16 protein-coding genes are annotated in these 15,957 nt (G+C 60.7%); 8 read left to right on the forward strand and 8 right to left on the reverse strand.

Going from position 1 to position 15,957, the window contains the following annotated elements:
- Positions 1 to 190: 190 nt before the first annotated feature.
- The 5 genes from BLR13_RS03745 to BLR13_RS03765 all read left to right on the forward strand — a co-directional run bounded on the left by BLR13_RS03745 (position 191) and on the right by BLR13_RS03765 (position 5,262).
- Positions 191 to 1,363, forward strand: a complete 1,173-nt coding sequence (locus tag BLR13_RS03745) for an acyl-CoA dehydrogenase family protein (RefSeq protein WP_074827528.1) — start codon at positions 191 to 193, stop codon at positions 1,361 to 1,363.
- Between the two features lie 97 nt (positions 1,364 to 1,460).
- Positions 1,461 to 2,219 (forward strand): glucose 1-dehydrogenase, encoded by a 759-nt coding sequence (locus BLR13_RS03750; protein WP_074827525.1) that lies wholly within the window; start codon positions 1,461 to 1,463, stop codon positions 2,217 to 2,219.
- A 19-nt stretch (positions 2,220 to 2,238) separates the two neighbouring features.
- Complete coding sequence (locus BLR13_RS03755; RefSeq protein WP_074831925.1) at positions 2,239 to 3,033, forward strand: enoyl-CoA hydratase-related protein; 795 nt, start codon at positions 2,239 to 2,241, stop codon at positions 3,031 to 3,033.
- A 91-nt stretch (positions 3,034 to 3,124) separates the two neighbouring features.
- On the forward strand, positions 3,125 to 4,054 hold the full coding sequence (locus BLR13_RS03760; RefSeq protein WP_074827524.1) for a 3-keto-5-aminohexanoate cleavage protein: 930 nt from the start codon (positions 3,125 to 3,127) through the stop codon (positions 4,052 to 4,054).
- A gap of 62 nt (positions 4,055 to 4,116) precedes the next feature.
- On the forward strand, positions 4,117 to 5,262 hold the full coding sequence (locus BLR13_RS03765) for an acyl-CoA dehydrogenase family protein (RefSeq protein WP_074827523.1): 1,146 nt from the start codon (positions 4,117 to 4,119) through the stop codon (positions 5,260 to 5,262).
- Between the two features lie 6 nt (positions 5,263 to 5,268).
- Here the strand turns inward: BLR13_RS03765 and BLR13_RS03770 are convergent, their stop codons facing one another.
- The 4 genes from BLR13_RS03770 to BLR13_RS03785 are packed head-to-tail and all read right to left on the reverse strand — an operon-like array spanning position 5,269 to position 8,699.
- Positions 5,269 to 6,450, reverse strand: a complete 1,182-nt coding sequence (locus tag BLR13_RS03770; RefSeq protein WP_074827521.1) for an acyl-CoA dehydrogenase family protein — start codon at positions 6,448 to 6,450, stop codon at positions 5,269 to 5,271.
- Positions 6,447 to 7,322: an HpcH/HpaI aldolase/citrate lyase family protein gene (locus tag BLR13_RS03775; RefSeq protein ID WP_074827519.1), complete on the reverse strand. Its 876-nt coding sequence runs from the start codon at positions 7,320 to 7,322 to the stop codon at positions 6,447 to 6,449. Before BLR13_RS03775 ends, BLR13_RS03770 begins: the two co-directional genes overlap by 4 nt.
- Positions 7,319 to 7,771, reverse strand: a complete 453-nt coding sequence (locus BLR13_RS03780) for a MaoC family dehydratase (RefSeq protein ID WP_074827517.1) — start codon at positions 7,769 to 7,771, stop codon at positions 7,319 to 7,321. The genes BLR13_RS03775 and BLR13_RS03780 overlap by 4 nt, the downstream gene beginning before the upstream one ends.
- A 58-nt stretch (positions 7,772 to 7,829) precedes the next feature.
- Entirely contained in the window at positions 7,830 to 8,699 is an 870-nt protein-coding gene (locus tag BLR13_RS03785; protein ID WP_074827515.1) for an SDR family oxidoreductase, read from the reverse strand.
- A gap of 217 nt (positions 8,700 to 8,916) precedes the next feature.
- Between BLR13_RS03785 and BLR13_RS03790 the strand changes: the two genes are divergently transcribed.
- Positions 8,917 to 9,720, forward strand: a complete 804-nt coding sequence (locus tag BLR13_RS03790; RefSeq protein WP_074831922.1) for an enoyl-CoA hydratase/isomerase family protein — start codon at positions 8,917 to 8,919, stop codon at positions 9,718 to 9,720.
- A 9-nt stretch (positions 9,721 to 9,729) separates the two neighbouring features.
- Here the strand turns inward: BLR13_RS03790 and BLR13_RS03795 are convergent, their stop codons facing one another.
- Positions 9,730 to 10,530, reverse strand: a complete 801-nt coding sequence (locus tag BLR13_RS03795; protein ID WP_074827513.1) for an enoyl-CoA hydratase/isomerase family protein — start codon at positions 10,528 to 10,530, stop codon at positions 9,730 to 9,732.
- Positions 10,531 to 10,564: 34 nt separating this feature from the next.
- Complete coding sequence (locus BLR13_RS03800; RefSeq protein ID WP_074827512.1) at positions 10,565 to 11,446, reverse strand: SDR family oxidoreductase; 882 nt, start codon at positions 11,444 to 11,446, stop codon at positions 10,565 to 10,567.
- Positions 11,447 to 11,752: 306 nt separating this feature from the next.
- On the opposite strand from BLR13_RS03800, the gene BLR13_RS03805 reads away from it, so the two are divergent.
- Positions 11,753 to 12,274, forward strand: coding sequence for a MarR family winged helix-turn-helix transcriptional regulator (locus BLR13_RS03805; protein WP_074827511.1), 522 nt, complete (start codon positions 11,753 to 11,755; stop codon positions 12,272 to 12,274).
- 63 nt (positions 12,275 to 12,337) lie between these two features.
- Here BLR13_RS03805 and BLR13_RS03810 read toward each other — a convergent pair whose 3' ends face one another.
- Positions 12,338 to 13,555 carry an ABC transporter substrate-binding protein gene (locus BLR13_RS03810; RefSeq protein WP_074827510.1) on the reverse strand — a complete coding sequence of 406 codons (1,218 nt, stop codon included), beginning with the start codon at positions 13,553 to 13,555 and terminating at the stop codon, positions 12,338 to 12,340.
- 194 nt (positions 13,556 to 13,749) lie between these two features.
- On the reverse strand, positions 13,750 to 14,715 hold the full coding sequence (locus BLR13_RS03815) for a Bug family tripartite tricarboxylate transporter substrate binding protein (protein WP_074827506.1): 966 nt from the start codon (positions 14,713 to 14,715) through the stop codon (positions 13,750 to 13,752).
- Between the two features lie 174 nt (positions 14,716 to 14,889).
- Here BLR13_RS03815 and BLR13_RS03820 point away from each other — a divergent pair, with 174 nt between their 5' ends.
- On the forward strand, positions 14,890 to 15,900 hold the full coding sequence (locus BLR13_RS03820) for an NADP-dependent oxidoreductase (protein WP_074831921.1): 1,011 nt from the start codon (positions 14,890 to 14,892) through the stop codon (positions 15,898 to 15,900).
- Positions 15,901 to 15,957 lie beyond the last annotated feature (57 nt).

Below are 15,957 nucleotides of genomic sequence, written 5' to 3' on the forward strand. Positions count from 1 at the left end.
TTTAGCGCCTATAGCATATCGTATATCTGTGTACTAGTTTAAACGAGAGATCTCGCGGTTGCAGAAAATCCCTCGTTCGGCTGCCTGACTTGTCGACCGGTGAAGCAAAAAGCCCGCGGCACCAGCTTGCCTTTGACCATCACGAACCATATAGTACACTACCTAACTAAATTGACGTGGACGGATTTCGATGATCGAGCGCACCATTTTCCGCGAGGAACATCATATTTTCCGGGAATCGGTCCGGCGTTTCGTCGATCGCGAGATCGTGCCGTTTCATGCGCAGTGGGAAAAGGACGGCATCGTGCCACGGGAACTGTGGCTCAAGGCCGGCGCCGAAGGCCTGCTCTGCTGTACCGTGCCCGAAGAATATGGCGGCATGGGCCTCGACTATCTCTTCGACGTTGTCGTGTTCGAGGAACTCTGGCGCTCCGGCGCGAGCGGCCCGGGATTTCTGATTCACACCGATCTGGTCGCGACCTATCTGCTTTCGTTCGGAACCGAAGCTCAGAAGCGGCAATGGCTGCCGAAGATGGTGTCGGGCGAAGCGATCGGCTCACTCGGCATGACGGAACCGCATGCCGGCAGCGACCTCAAGGCGATCCGAACCCGCGCGGTGCGTGATGGCGATGATTTCGTCATCAACGGCCAGAAGGTTTTCATCTCCAACGGCCAACTCTGCGATTTCGTCGTGCTGGCAACCAAGACCGACGGCAGCGCCGGCGCCAAGGGCGTGACGCTGTTCATCGTCGAGAGTAACCGGCCGGGATTTCAGCGCGGACGAAACCTCGAAAAGATCGGGATGAAGGCGCAGGATACCTCCGAGCTGTTCTTCGAGGACATCCGCATTCCCGCTACCAATATGCTTGGACAGGAAGGCAAGGGTTTCGCGCTGATGATGACCAAGCTGTCGCAGGAACGGCTCGCCCAGGCGATCCGGTCGGCGACCGTCGTCGAAACCGTCCTCGATTGGACCGTCGCGTATACGTCGGACCGAAGCGTGTTCGGCCAGAAGCTCGCGAACTTCCAGAATACGCAGTTCAAGCTCGCCGACCTGAAGACCAAGGCGACGGTCGCGCGCGTCTTTACCGATCGATGCATTTCGCTCTTCATGGAAGGAAAGCTCGATCCGGTCGACGCGGCGATGGCCAAGATGTTCACTTCCGAACTTCACTGCGAAGCGGTCGATGAATGCCTGCAGTTGTTCGGCGGCTGGGGCTATATGTCGGAATACCCGATCGCGCGCGCCTATGTCGACGCCAGGATCGTCAAGATCGCGGGCGGATCCATCGAGATCATGAAGACCATCATCGCCCGCCAGATGTTCGCGCAATGCGGCTTCGCTCTGGCCAAGAGCGGCTGATTGCACACAGCCGGCGGACGCCAACGGATCCCGCCGGGGAAAACAGACGACCAACAAAACAGACGACCCAAGCGTCGCAAACCACGGGAGTGAAATCTTGAGAGGCTTATCAGGCAAGGTAGCGATCGTTACCGGCGGCGGCCAGGGCATCGGGCGCGCCATCACCCTGCGGCTCGCGGAAGAAGGCTGCAAGGTCGCGATTTTCGACATCAATCCCGACGCAGGACATGAGACGGCGAAACTGGCGCCGCAGTCGGCGATCACAACCTATACCGTCGATGTCGGCGACCGGGCCTCGGTGGATCGCGCGGTCACGCGGGTCGAGGCCGAACTCGGCCCAACCTGGGTTCTCGTCAACAATGCCGGCTGGGATCGGCCGATGCCGTTCCTGAAGACTGACAAGGACCTCTGGGACAAGATCATTCGCATCAATCTGTATGGTCCGCTCAACACCCATCACGCCATCGCACCGCTGATGGTGGAACATGGCGGCGGCCGCATCATCAACATCGCATCCGATGCCGCCCGCGTCGGCACCAGCGACGAGGCGGTCTACTCGGCTTGCAAGGGCGGGCTTATCTCCTTTACCAAATCAATCGCCCGCGAACTCGCGCGGAAGAATGTACTCCTGAACGCGGTGTGTCCGGGTCCCACCAATACGCCGATGATGGCGGCGGTGCTGGGCGAAGGCGAACAGGCCGTGAAATGGAAGGACGCGATGGTGCGCGGTATTCCCCTGAAGCGAATGGGCGAGCCCGACGACTATGCCGGGATTATCGCTTTGCTTGCGTCGGACGACGGGAAATTCATTACCGGACAGGCCATCTCGGTCTCCGGCGGCATGAACATGATCTAGCAGATGTGAGGACAATATGATGTTCGACCCGACCAAATTCACCGATGTAATTTACGAAGTCCGCGATCGTGCCGCCTGGATCATCATCAATCGTCCCAAGGTCTATAATGCCTTTCGCGGTCAGACGCTTGAGGAACTAATTCAGGCGTTCCAGATTGCCGCGAACGACCGCCAGGTCGCGAGCATTGTGCTGACTGGCGCAGGCGACAAGGCTTTTTGCACCGGCGGCGACCAGTCGGCGCACGAGGGACAATATGACGGCCGCGGCGTCGTCGGACTGCCGATCGACGAGTTGCAGGGCCTGATCCGCGACGTTCCCAAGCCCGTCATCGCGCGCGTCAACGGCTTCGCCATCGGCGGCGGCAATGTGCTGGCAACGCTGTGCGATCTGACGATCGCCGCCGACACAGCTCAATTCGGACAGGTCGGCCCAAAGGTCGGTTCTGTCGATGCGGGCTGGGGCACCGCCTTGCTGGCGCGCCATGTCGGCGACAAGAAGGCGCGCGAAATCTGGTTCATCAACGACCGCTACACCGCCGAACAGGCGCGTGAAATGGGCCTCGTCAACAAGGTCGTTCCGGCTACCGAACTCGATGCGGCCGTCAAGGACTGGACCGACAAGCTTGCGCAGCGGTCACCGACCGCGATCGCGCTGGCGAAGCGTTCCTTCAACGCCGACACCGACAACATTCGCGGTATCAGCAACCTCGCGCTTCATGCCGTGAAGCTGTTCTACGATACCGCGGAATCGAAGGAAGGCGTCGCGGCCTTCAACGAGAAGCGGACGCCGGACTTCCACAAGTTCACGTCCTGAGTTCACGATTCGACAGTGAACGCCTCGCCCCTCGCATTCGCCGATGCCCTCTTCGGGCATCGGCTGATCACGCTGTGCAAAGGAAAACACCGTGCCGGCACGTAAGGTCATCATCTCCTGCGCAATCACGGGCTCGATCCACACCCCCTCGATGTCACCTCACCTCCCGGTGACGGCAGCGGAGATCGCCGAATCCGCTCTCGGTGCCGCCGAAGCCGGCGCTGCGATCGTGCATCTTCACGCCCGCAATCCGCAGGACGGCCGGCCGGACCAGTCTCCGGAAGCCTTCGAACCGTTTCTTCGCGTCATCAAGCAGCGATCCGACGTGGTCGTGAACCTGACGACCGGCGGCTCCCCCTATATGACCGTCGAGGAGCGGATCAAGCCCGCGGCGGTTTGGAAGCCGGAGGTCGCCAGCCTGAACATGGGGTCGATGAACTTCGGCCTGTTCCCGATGCTCAAGCGATACAAGCAATTCAAGCACGACTGGGAGCCGGCGATGCTGGAAGGCTCCCACGATCTCGTCTTCCGGAATTCCTTCAAGGACATCCGCTACGCCCTGGAAACGCTCAACTCGACCGGCGCGCGCTACGAGTTCGAGTGCTACGACACCAGTCACCTTTACAATCTGCATTACTTCTGGACCGAAGGTCTGGTGAAGGCCCCGTTGTTCATCCAGACCGTGTTCGGCCTGTTGGGTGGCATCGGCGCACACCCGGAAGACGTCATGCACATGAAGCGGACCGCCGATCGCCTGTTCGGCGACAATTATCGCTGGTCGGTGCTGGGCGCCGGCCGCGCGCAAATGCCGGTCGCGGCGATCGCGGCGGCCGTCGGCGGCAATGTGCGGGTCGGCCTGGAAGACAGCCTCTGGATCGGCGCCGGCCAACTCGCGGCATCCAATGCCGACCAGGTGACGCAGGTTCGAAAGATCATCGAAGGACTGGGGCTGGATGTGGCGACGGCCGACGAGGCGCGCGAAATCCTCGAACTCAAGGGCGGCGACAAGGTCGCGTTCTAAACCCTGATCGATCCGAACGATGCGGCGGCCGGACCGCCAACACCAATACACGGGAGGCCTCGATGCTACCCCATCGCAGGGTTTACAACGAAGAGCACGACCAGTTCCGGGAAACCGTGCGGCGTTTCGCAGCGTCGAAGATCGCGCCTGATTTCGCACGATGGGAAGAAGCCGGCATCGTCGACAGGAAGCTGTGGGGCGCCGGAGGTGCAGCCGGCCTGCTGTGCCCGCAGGTACCCGAGGAATTCGGCGGCGCCGGCGGCGACTTCCGGCACAATGCCGTCGTGATCGAGGAACTCAGTTATTCCGGCTTCGCCGGCCCTGCCACCGACTTCTCCGTGCACAACGATGTCTGCTGCGGCTATCTGCTCAGTTATGGAACCCCCGAACAGAAGAAAAAATGGCTGCCGCGCATGGTGTCGGGCGAAACCGTCTGCGCCATCGCGATGACCGAACCCGGCACCGGCAGCGACCTTCAGGGCATTCGCACCCGCGCCGTGCGCGAGGGCGACGAGTTCGTGATATCGGGCCAGAAGACCTTCATTTCCAATGGGCAGATGTGCGATCTCGTTATCGTCGTGGTTCGAACCGCGCCGGAAGGCGGCTCGCGGGGCATGAGCCTGGTTCTGGTCGAGACCGACCGGCCCGGCTTCCGCCACGGCCGTAACCTTGAAAAACTCGGGCATCTCTCCGCGGATACTTCCGAACTGTTCTTCGATGCCGTGCGCGTCCCCGTCAGCAATCTGCTGGGCGCGGAAGGCGGCGCGATGGGCGCGCTGATGAGCGAACTGCCGCAGGAACGCCTGACCATTGCACTGCATTCGATCGCCGCCGCACAGAAGGCGTTCGATCTTGCCAAGGACTACGTCCAGCAGCGCAGCGCCTTTGGATCGCCGATCGGCAACTTCCAGAATACAAGGTTCAAACTGGCCGACCTGAAATCCGATCTCGCGGTTGGCTGGGCCTATGCCGACCAGTGCCTGCATGACCATCTCAAGCACGAACTGACGACCTACGCGGCGTCAACCGCAAAACTCTGGATCACCGAAATGCATGGCCGGCTCGTAGACCAATGCCTGCAATTCTTCGGCGGCTACGGTTTCATGCGCGAATATGAGATCTGTCGTCTCTACGCCGACGCGCGGGTGCTGCGGATCTACGGCGGCACCTCGGAAATCATGCGCGAACTGATTTCACGCAACCTTTGAGTTTTCCTAGTAGCTCTTCGGCAGCTCCAGCACCTTTTCGGCGATGAAACTGAGGATCAGCTGCTCGGTAATCGGCGCGAGCCGTGTGATCGACACTTCGCGGAACAGACGCTCGACATGATACTCCTTGGCGTAGCCAAAGCCGCCGTGGGTCATGATCGCCTGCCACGCGGCATCGTGACCGGCGCGGGCGCCGAGGAATTTGGCGGCGTTGGCTTCGGCGCCACAGGGTTTGTCGTGATCGTAGAGCCACGCGGCGCGCATCGCCATCTGCCAGGCTGACTCCAGATACATCCAGTTTTCCGCCAACGGATGCTGGATGCCCTGATTCTGCCCGATCGGCCGGTCGAACACCACGCGCTCGCGCGCATATTTCGCCGCCCGCCGCAGCGCATCCTGGCCAATCCCGATCGCTTCGACGGCGATCAGGATGCGCTCGGGATTCAGGCTGTGCAGGATGTAGGAGAAGCCCTTGCCCTCCTCGCCGATTCGATCCGAATCCGGAATGAACAGGCCGTCGATGAAGATGGCATTGGAATCGACCGCCTTGCGGCCCATTTTTGGAATTCTGTGAACATCGATCTTCGATCGGTCGAGATCTGTGTAGAAGATCGTGATGCCGTCGGTCGGCCGCGCACAATCCTCGTATTTGGTGGTCCGGGTCAGGAGCATGATCTTGTTGGCGACCTGCGCGGTCGAGGTCCAGACCTTCTGGCCGTGCACGAGGTAGCCGCCAGGAACCTTCTGCGCGAAGGTCTTGATACGGGTGGTGTTGAGCCCGGCATCCGGCTCGGTGAAACCGAAGCAGCATTGGTCTTCGCCGGCGACCAACCGCGGCACCCAGCGGGCTTTTTGCTCCGGCGTGCCCTTCACCACAATCGGATGCGGCCCGAACAGATTGATGTGCACCGCCGAGGTTGCGGACATTCCGCCGCCGTGGCTTGCGACTTCATGCATCATGACCGCGGCCTCGGTCACGCCGAGGCCGGAGCCGCCATACTCTTCGGGCATCGTGATGCCGAGCCAGCCAGCCTCGGCCATCGCGCGATGAAACTCGAACGGAAACTTGCCGTCATCATCACGCGCCAGCCAGTAGTCATCGCCGAAGCGGGTGACGACCGCGCGCACGCCTTCGCGAATTGCTGCGTGGTCGTCTGCCGGCTCGAACTCGTTGGTCAATGCACTCATGTGCAGTCCTCCCCGGCCGAGGCGAGCGCGCGTTTCGCCGCGATCAAATGCGGCATGTCATACATTTTGCCGTCGATTCCGAGCGTCCCCGCCTCGGGTTGGGCTGCGAACGCCGCCACCACGCGGCGCGCATGGGCCAGATCGGCGTCGGACGGCGTAAAGCATTCATTGATCGTCGCAACCTGATTGGGGTGAATGGCGATCCGCCCGACAAAACCGTCGCGGCGCGCGATCCGGCAGCTTGCCGCCAGCCCCTCCTGATCCTTGAAGTCGCCATACAGCGTATCGAGCGCCATGACGCCGGCTGCGCCCGCTGCAAACAAGCATTGCGCCCGCGCCACCTGATAGGGAAATGTCCAGCTGCCGTCGGCTTCCTTGTTGGAAAGTGCGCCAAGCGCCGCGCCGAGATCCTCCGCACCCCACGTCATGGCGATGAGGCGACGGTTCGGGGTTGCATAGCTGGCAAAGCCGATCATCGCGGCCGGCGTCTCGGTTGCGACCACCAGCAGCTTTACATGACCCGGTGTGACCCCGGCAGCGACCTCCAGTACATCGACGTAATTCGAAATCAGCTCGATGTCCGCCATACCGCTGGCCTTTGGAATCAAGATGCCATCGAGGCCGGGGCGGACAATGGCGGCGAGGTCGCCAAGCGTCAGACCGCTACCAAGCGGATTGATGCGCACCAGGAACGCCCAATCGCGCGGTGGACCGCTCAGCAAAGCCTTTACCATCTCGCGCGCCAGCGCCTTGCGCGGCGGCGCAACGGAATCCTCGAGATCGAGAATCAGCGCATCGGCGCCGATGGCTGACGCTTTTGCGAATTTGTGTTCGCTGTCGGCAGGCACAAACAGAAGGGAGCGTAACTTCATGCGGGACGCCTCATCATCAGCCCGGTGCGACGGCAATAGGCGATTTCCTCGTGGTGCTGATTGAAGCCACGATGTTCGAACGTAACGATGCCCTGGGTCGGCCGGGACTTGCTTTCACGCACGGCCAGAATTTTCGTCTCGGCCCTGATCGTATCGCCGGCAAACACCGGGCGTGGAAACCTGGTATCTTCCATACCCAGATTCCCGACCGTCGTGCCCAGGGTAGTGTCCTGCACCGACAGGCCGATGATCAGGCCGAGCGTGAAGATCGAATTCATCAGCGGTTTGCCGAATTCGGTCGATTTGGCATATTCGTGATCGATATGGACCGCCGCCGGATTATAGGTCAGCGACGAGAACAGAATGTTGTCCATGTCGGTGACCGTCCGCCTGATCTCGTGGACAAACGTTTGCCCAACAGAAAATTGTTCAAAATAGAGCCCGGCCATTTCGTCACCTCGCTTCTCCCATTCGTACACACACGTACCAATTCATCGCCAATGGGTATCACGGAGCCTCCTTCAAGGCCTCCGGAAGCCTGGAACGATGAAACCCTTCAAACGGCGCGCTTCGGTTATGCGGCTCGAGCTTCCACGTGGTGCGCGCGTTCGGCGTGCCGCCATCGACCCGGACGCAGGAACCGGTGACGTAGGCGGCCGCCGGCGACAACAGGAAGAGGATGGCCGCCGAAATTTCGGCTTCGGTGCCGAACCGCTGCAAAGGAACGCCAGCCGTGAAATCATGCAGCTTCTTCTGCATTTCCGGCGTGTAGGTATCAAAGCCGCTCGACACGATGCCACCCGGCGCGACCGCATTGACGCGAACGCCCGAAGCGGACCATTCGCACGCCGCGGTTTCGGTCAACGTCAGCATTCCGCCGCGCGCCGCGCCGGAATGCGCGAACTCGGGCCAGCCGTGCCAGATGTCGGCAATGATATTGACGATCGCCCCGCCATTGGCCTCCATCCAGCGATTGTAGACCTCGCGCATGAAAATGAACCCGCCGGTCAAATTGCTGCGCACGACCGCCTCGAAACCCTTGGTCGAGATCGTCTTCAATGGCGCGCGATATTGGCCGCCGGCATTGTTGACCAGCCCGTCGATGCGGCCATAGGTGCCAAGCACGGCGTCAATCGCGGCGATCACCATCGTCTCGTCGCGGATATCGCAAACCTGCGCAAGAACCCGGCCGCCGTCTTCCTCGATCTCCGCCTTCACTTCCGCGAGTTTTTCAGGGGTGCGACCAAGGATAGCGACGTTGGCGCCGAGCGCCACCAGTTCGTGTGCGGTGCAACGACCGATGCCACTGCCGCCGCCGGTAACAATGATCGTCTGGCCTTTGAAGAGATCCGGCCTGAAAATCGACTGATATGGCATCGTATTCTCCGAACTGGTCGTACCGACCGGCGCCAGGCGAGCATTGAATAATTAGTACACTACATTATGATATGATGTATTCTCTTTCGCAAGCGAGCATTTGGAACTGAACGGGACCAGCGGTTTCAAGCCACAACGCGACGATATGGCTATCGGCGCATGACCGTGACATCCTGCCGGCGCGACGATGGCCGGTGCCCGAAGGGAAGCGCACGACATGGACAAGTTCACGACTATCACCGTCGAACAGCGTGACGCCGTCGAAATCCTCTCCCTCAATCGGCCGGATGCCCTCAATGCGGTGACGCCGGCGATGGCCGACGAGCTGACCGCCTATTTTTCGGAACTCCATGATCGCCTGACGACGCGTATCGTCATCTTCCGAGGCAATGGACGGGCGTTTTGCGCCGGAGCCGAACTCGGTTCGGATGCGTTCGCAGCTCCCGGCCCCGGGCGCCCGCAGCGGCAGCTCGACATGCAGCAGCGCTACTCACGGATCATCCGGCTGATGCGAAGCTGCCCGCAACCGATCGTGGCACTGGTTCAGGGTGCGGCCTGCGGCGCCGGGTTTTCCCTGCTGCTGGCCTCCGATGTTCGCTTTGCCACGTCGGCGGCGCGGATGAACGCCGCCTACATACGTGTCGGCGTCGGCGGCTGTGACATGGGATCCGGCTATCTGTTGCCGCGACTGATAGGCCTCTCCGTGGCGTCGGAATTGTTGCTGACCGGGCGGTTTCTCGAAGCGGACCGGGCCAAGGCCGTGGGGCTGGTCAGCGATGTCGTCGCCGACGACAAGTTGCTCGAGACCGGCCTCGCCTTTGCCGCCGAAATGGCCCGCGCCTCGCCGATGGGTTTGCGCCTGACCAAGCAAACCCTCAACGCGCTGATCGACGCGCCCGGCATCGATGCCGCGCTGATGATCGAAGATCGTCAGCAGGTGATGCTGCTTGAGACCGGCGACCACCAGGAGGCTGTCGCGGCATTCCGGGAGCGGCGGGACCCGATCTATTCCGATCGATAGAGCCCGCGCCTACTTTCCCGTAAATTTCGGTTTGCGCTTCTCACGGAAGGCTTTTATGCCCTCCTGCGCATCCGCGGTTCGCGAGATGGCCGCGAGGGTCTGTGCCTCCTCTTCCAACTGACTTTCGATCGAACGGTTGGGCGTCTGCAGGAACAGGCGCTTGATCCCGCCATAGGCTTCGGTGGGACCGGATGCCAACTCGCGCGCGATCTTTTCGGCCTCGGCAATGACCGCATCGTCGTTGACGACATAGTCGACCAATCCAGCCGCCAGCGCGGCGTCGGCGTCCATCGTTTCCGCCAGCAGGAAAAAACGCCGGGCGCGGGCGACCCCGATTCGGCGCGTCACTGTCGTTGTCGAGCCGCTATCGGGCGTGAAACCGATCCTGGCAAACGCGGACGAGACTCGCGCCGACTTCGCCAGCACCACCAGATCGCCTGCGGCCATCAGCGAGACGCTGCCGCCTGCCACATTGCCTTGCACGGCCACGACCACGGGCGCGCGCATCCGGACCATTCGGACGATGGCGGTATGCAGATCCGCCGTCCACGCCTTGATCGTCACGGGCAGCGCGGCGCCACGCGACGCCAGTGCCGCAAGATCGCCGCCAACGCTGAACAACCTTCCGCGTGCGGAAATCAGCACCGACCGGACATCGTCGCGCTCGCTCAATTCGGCCATGCAAAGGCTGAACTCGCGGCAAAAGTCGCCGTCGATCGGATTGCCGCGGTCGGGCTGGTTGAGAACGATGTGCGCCAGCCCGCCATCGACCGTGCATTCGAAGCTCGTTGGTGCGGTCGCCAGACCCATTGTGTTTCTCCCAGGCAGCTCAGGCTTATCGACGTCAGGCCGACCGGCCTTCCTTTTCCTTACGCGTGGAGGCTTGAATGGCCTCCCGCGCCCGCTGCCAGTCTTCCGGCGAAAGCTTCGAAAGCCCCGCGAACGTACTCGGCGCTGCCAGATGATGTCCGCCATCGATACTGATGGTGTCGCCGGTGATGTAGCTGCACCCATCCGAAATCAGAAAGATCATCAGGTTACGCAGTTCATCCATCTTGCCGAACCGGCGCAGAGGAACTTCATCCGCCTGCGTCGCACCGACGCCAGTCTCCACCAGCGGATTGAGCTTGTCCCAGGCGTTTTCGGTCGGAAACGGACCGGGTGCCACCGCGTTGACGCGAATGCCTTTCGGCCCCCATTCGACCGCGAGCGACATCGTCATCGCATGGACCGCGGCCTTGGCCATCGCGGCCGGCACCACATAGGCCGATCCGGTCCAGACCCAGGTCACCAGATTGCTGATGATCACGCCGGGAAGCCCCGCGGCAATCCAGCGCTTGCCGCATCCCTGCGCCGCGTAGAACGAGCCATCCATGATGGTCGACCTGATCGCCTCATAGCCACGCGGCGACAACGTCTCGGTCGGTGCCAGGAAATTGGCGCCGGCGTTGTTCACCAGGCCGGTGAGAGGTCCGGTGTTCCAGATATCCGCCATCATCTTTTCGATGCTGTCGGGGTCGCGAACGTTGGCGACCAGTGCGTCGGCCTGCCCTCCCGATCTCGTGCGGATCTCACCGACGGCCTGCTCCAGAATTTCCGGCCGGCGGCCGCAAATGAAGACGTGCGCGCCATGCGCGGCAAAGCCCATGGAAATCTCCTTGCCGAGCCCCGTGCCGCCGCCGGTCACGAGGATGCGCTTTCCCTTGAGGAGGTCCCGGTCGAACATGAAAGCGCAATCCTGCCAATCGATTCGTTGCTGCACGGCCCAAACTGGGGCGCCCGGGGAAATTAATACACTAATGTACTTGATCTGTAAATCGCACGCGCGCCCGGCTTCAATGATGAGGCGCATTGAATCCGAGCCTGAACCAGCTAATTTAAGCTTGTTTTGGCGGTTGCCGCGCCGAAAGAAGCGCGGCAACTGGTTTGCAGCAAGTTCATTCTTTTAAAAATACGCTTGTGTATGGTATGAGTCGAAACATCCAAATCGACAGGTCGTCGATATCAGGATATTTCCGAGGAATGAATTGACATGGTCGACCTGCCCGACTGGGATCTCCGACTAGGCTACCTCATCCACGACGTGTCCCGGCTACGCCGCATGATGTTCGACCGCGCCCTCGCTCCGCTTGGCATCACGCGATCGCAGTGGTGGGTGCTTGCATTCATTTCGCGCAAGGATGGACTTCCGCAAACCCAGCTCGCCAATGAACTCGACGTCGGCAAGGTCGGTGTGGGAGCATTGATCGATCGTCTGGAATCTTCCGGCTTCGTGCTTCGGCAGGCAGATCCGGTCGACCGCCGCGTCAAGCGCGTCTTTGTCACCAAGCAGGCCCGCGGCTTCCTGGAAAAGCTCCGCAAGGAGACTGACAAGTTCAATGCCCAGATAGCCCACGGGATTGACCGGAAGGCATTGGAGGCGACGTCGGACGCATTGCTGGCGATGAAGCGCAATCTGCTTGCGATGTCGGATGGCAACAAGCTGCCCGATAACAGCGAAGAGGCTGACGTCGGCAAGCGGAGCAAACCTCGCAAGGGGAAGAAGGCGGCGTAGGCGTCTCCGCCCTACTTGTTGAGCAGGCCGCATCGGTCGCTGGATGCACCATCTCGCAAACGGCTACTCTCTGGTTTCCCCATCGATGACGTCGCCGAACAGCTGCCAGTTGGTGCCCTCGAAGCGCATCAACTGCCATTGCTTGACCGGCGCGAAATCAGTCGGCGACGTGCTCACCTTGATCCCGGGCAACAGCATACCGAGTTCGACGTTGTTGAGGCTGGCCGCTTGTTTCATCACATTCTCGCGCGTGAGATCGTCGCCGCATTGCTTGAGGACATGCACCAGCAACTCGGCTGTGTTATATCCATTGACGATCAAGGTATCGCTGCGATTGGCCTCGGGATAATATTTGTCGAGAAAGGTATTGAGCTCCTTGAGGCCGGCATCGTCCTTCCACTTGGGATCGTTGGGATCCTTGAAGTAGGCCGCCGAGATGATTCCTTGTGCGTTCTCGAACCCGGCCGGCTTGATGACGCTGCCGATTGAGGCAGAGACGTAGCTCATGAGGTGGAGCGGCTTCCAGCCGAGTTCCGCGACTTTCTTGATCGCCTGGGCGGCAAACTTTGGTGTGGCCACGTCGAACAGCACGTCGGCACCGGTCGCCTTCAGCTTGACGATGTGGGAATCGATGCTCGGCTCCAGAACGTCAAAGGCTTCCTCGGCGACAATCATCGATACGGCCTTGTCGCCCAGGCCTTCCTTCATGCCCTTGAGGTAATCCTTCCCGAAGTCATCGTTCTGAAACAGGATGGCAATCTTTGCGCCTGGTTTCTCCTTCAGAAGATATTTCGCATAGGTGCGGCCTTCATTCTGGTAGCTCGGGGTGAATCCCATCGTCCATGGAAAATTCGTCGGGTCGTTCCACTTCGCCGCCCCACTTGAGACGAATAGCTGCGGCACCTTCTTGGCGTTCAGATATTTCTGGACCGCGGAATTCGTCGCCGTACCCAGCGCGTTGAAGACGAAGAGAACTTCGTCGCTTTCAACCAGCTTCCGCGTCTGTTCGACGGTCTTCGGCGGCGAGTAGGCGTCGTCGTACGAAACAAACCTGATCTTGCGGCCATTGACACCGCCTTCGGCGTTGATCTTCCGCAGATAGGCTTCGCCGGCTTTTGCCACCATGCTGAAGGCCGATGCCGGGCCGCTATAGGGAGAGGTATTTCCGATCTTGATTTCGCCGTCGGTAACGCCAGGGCCATATTTTTTATCGCTGGCGGATGCCTGACCGGCGAGAGTAAGGAGTGCGGCCGCGATGGCGAACCCTCTCTCAATGATCATGATTTCCTCCCGTTATTCTACAATTTCTGCGGTCGGTTGCCTTCAGGATCCGCCGGGCCGGGTCATCGCCGCCGACCGTCGCAGTAGATAGTACACAAACGTACTATCTGCTACATGTCAAATTGCCCAGAAGCCTTGCAAAAAACGCTTGCTGAAAATCAGAGGCAGCGCCGTATTCTCAAGCTGAGCGCCGCTTATTTCTTTTCAATCTTCGCGGTCTCGACGATCTCGGCCCAGCGCCTGGTATCCGTTTCCTGAAAAGCTCCCAATTCCTGCGGTGTCGACGGAAATGGCGTCGCGCCTACCGTCGTCAGATAGCTCTTTGCCTCGGCGCTGTTGACGAATTCGGTGACCAGGCTGTTGAGCCTGGTGACGATTTCGGGTGGTGTGTTGGCCCGGACGAATACGCCAACCCAGGCATTCAGTTCGTAGCCCGGCAATCCGCTTTCCGCGATGGTTGGAAGACCAGGCATCGTCTCGATGCGTTTCGAACTCGTCACGGCCAGCGCCCGCAGCTTGCCGTCCTGGACAAGCCCCTGCGCACTCGCGGGATCGGCGAAGACGCAATCGATCTGTCCGCCCATCAAATCCGTCAAGGCCTGCGGCATGCCGCGATACGGCACATGTTGCAGCTCGATTCCCTCGCGGAACCTGAACAGCTCGGCCGCTCCCCGGCTGGACGTGTTGCCGCTACCGAAGGACAAGGGCTTCCGCCGCTGCTTCGCCAGTTCGACGAATTCAGCGACGCTTGTGGCCGGAAAGTCCGACTTCACCGTCAGCATCATCGGTATCGTCATGATGCCGGCGACCGGCGCGAAGTCCGCCTTGGGATCGTAGGGCAATGAATTGAACAGGCTGATATTCGCAGCCTGGGTCGAATTCGTGGTCACAAACGCCGTGTAGCCGTCCGGCTCCGCCTTCAGAACGGCGAGTGCGGCAAGATTGCCGTCCGCGCCCGGCTTGTTTTCAACGCTAACGGAGACGTTGGTCGCAACGCGAATGCTTTCGGCCAGATGCCGTGTGACGCCGTCGGTGGCGCTGCCGGGCGGAAATGGCACGATCAACGTCAGCCGCTGGGATGGATAAGGCTCGGCGGACGCAGCAGAAACGGCGACGGCCAGAACGAAGAGGACGGCTGGGATGATCCGGGTAACTTTCAATTCGGTCTCCTCCCCTTATGTTGCCAATTGGATGGCAGACGGATCAAAACTGCGCCCTTGCCCGATATCGTACACATACGTACTATCTTCGAGTACGAATGCAATAGCATCGATGATCGATCGGGACGCCCGCACATCCAATTCTCCGCTATGTCTTAGATGGAACCATTGGCCATGAACAACAATCGCAATCGTCAGGTCATTCTGAAATCGCGGCCGGCTGATATTCCCCAGGCCGACAATTTCGAGATCATCGAGTCCGGTATTTCCGAACCACGCGACGGCGAGATACTGGTGCACAATATCTATCTCTCGGTGGAACCGGCCATGCGCGGCTGGGTCAGCAGCGTGGCCAATTATTCGGAACCGGTACGCACCGGCGAAGTGATGCGCTCATTCGCCGCCGGTGAGGTGCTGCTCTCGGCCCATCCCGACTTCAAGCCGGGCGACAAGGTGATGGGTATGTTCGGTTGGCAGGAATTCGCGACTGTCGGGCCCGCCGCTGTCACGCGAAAGATAGGGGAAGACGACCTCCCGCTTTCGCTCTCGCTCGGCGTCACCGGCCTCAACGGGGTCACCGCCTATTTTGGGCTGCTGGACGTCGGGCTTCCGCGCCCCGGCGATACCGTGGTGGTATCGACTGCGGCCGGTGCGGTCGGCTCGGCGGTCGGCCAGATCGCGAAGATTTCCGGCTGCCGAACGGTCGGAATAGCCGGCGGGCCAGCCAAGGTTGTCCAGTGCCGCGAGTTGTTCGGTTATGATGCCGCAATCGACTACAAGAGCGACGATATCGAATCCGCCCTCGCTGCGGCCTGCCCCAAGGGTGTCGATGTCTATTTCGACAATACCGGCGGTGCGATCAGCGATGTCGTTCTGCGCCATCTTGCCGTCGGCGCCCGGGTGGTCATTTGCGGAACCGCTTCGGTCTCGAGCTGGAATCCCTGGCCCAGCGGACCACGCGCCGAGCGTCACCTGCTGGTCAAGCGCGCACGCATGCAGGGCTTCGTTATCTTCGACTATGCACACCAGTTCGAAGTAGCCATCACGCGACTTGCGCAATGGCTTCGCGAGGGCCGGTTGCGGTATTCCGAAGACGTGCTCGAGGGTATCGAACAGGCGCCGGGAGCAATCGCCAGCCTCTATCGCGGCGAGAATACCGGCAAACGATTGATCAAAATTCGATGATCGCTAGCAGGAAAAATCTTCAGAATTCATTTTCGCCGATGACGCTCCCGGGCAGCA

This window comes from Bradyrhizobium ottawaense (assembly GCF_900099825.1).
GTDB lineage: Bacteria > Pseudomonadota > Alphaproteobacteria > Rhizobiales > Xanthobacteraceae > Bradyrhizobium > Bradyrhizobium ottawaense_A.